General features: G+C 57.1%; 1 protein-coding gene. It reads right to left on the bottom strand.

Features of this window, described 5'->3' with window-relative positions; genetic code table 11:
- Positions 1–254 precede the first annotated feature (254 nt).
- Positions 255–1,289: an IS110 family RNA-guided transposase gene (locus tag PH547_RS33665; protein WP_004118306.1), complete on the bottom strand. Its 1,035-nt coding sequence runs from the start codon at positions 1,287–1,289 to the stop codon at positions 255–257.
- Positions 1,290–1,367: the final 78 nt, after the last annotated feature.

Below are 1,367 nucleotides of genomic sequence, written 5' to 3' on the forward strand. Positions count from 1 at the left end.
AAAAACGTATGGCCCGCCCGTCTGCAAGAAGATTTTACGGTGTTCTGATCAGTCTGCGTCAACGTATACGGTCTCATGGGTCGCCCCCATGGCCAAGATGGACATCCGCGCGTCTAGAGCCCCATAAGTTTCTCGGCATCATGTGCCATTTTTTAAACCGGGCTTTCCAAACGCCGATCGACTGTCAGGCCATCTTCACGATCCTTCCTGCAAACCTCATTGGGCTACGTGTGCGATAGCATGTTCCGACCCAATTATGCCGTCGCTACCAGGTAACCGCGTTCGAAGCGTGTCTCTTTGCGTAAAGCGGCCCAAGCGATACGCGCCAGCTTGTTGGCCAACGCCACCACCACTGCGTTCCGATGCACGCCTCTCTCGATCATTGCTGTCAGCCATCGCCCCAAAGGAGTGTCGCTTTTTGAAAGCGATGGCAATGCCGCACGCGCGCCATGGATGAGCAAAGTGCGCAGATAGGTGTTGCCACGCTTGGATATCCCAAGCAGCCGTGCCTTGCCGCCCGTGCTGTATTGTCTCGGAACCAACCCAAGCCAGGAGCCAAGGTCTCGGGCCTTGGCAAAGCTGCTTGCATTACCCACGGCCGCGACCAAAGCCGTCGCGTTGAGCACCCCAATGCCAGGGATCGAGGTCAACCTGCGTGTGGCGGCATCGTTGCGCGCCAGTTGGACAAACTCATCGTTCAGCGCCCCAATCTTCGCGTCGAGCTCTTTCCATTCGGCACGCAGCCCGTCAATCAGCTGACGCATGCGGGGCGACAAGGTCTCATTGCCCTCGGAACGCATGCGATCCAAATCAAGCTCGAACTTTCGCCTGCCAGCAGGAAAGATCACCCCGCGTTCCAGCAAGATCGCTCGCAATTGGTTGAGAAGGTTCGTTCGTTCGGCTACGAGGCGCGAACGCACCCGATGCAACGTCTGGATATCTAACTGCTCCTGGCTCTTGAGTTCAACGAAACGCATTGTCGGCCGTGAAGCGGCCTCCGCGATCCCCTCCGCATCGCGGTCATCGTTCTTCTGCGCTTTGATATATGGGCGAACGTATTCGGGCGACATCAACCGGATCTGGTGGCCTTGCGCCATAAACAGGCGTCCCAGATGATGCGCGCCGCAACATGCTTCCATTGCGACCACACAGGCCGGAAGCTTCGTCACATAGTCGATCAGCGTCTGCCGGCGCATTGTACGACGAACGACCACGGCACCGGCCGCATCGACGCCAACTATGCTGCAAGAGTTCTTGCCCAGATCAACACCGAGGATAGCAATAGACATTCGCTCGTTCCTTTCTCTTTCCCGATATCAGCATCCTACTCGATGCTGGGTGAAAGGGCGGGCCATTCCATAAGTTTC

It is taken from the genome of Rhizobium cerradonense (genome assembly GCF_030182455.1).
Lineage (GTDB): Bacteria > Pseudomonadota > Alphaproteobacteria > Rhizobiales > Rhizobiaceae > Rhizobium.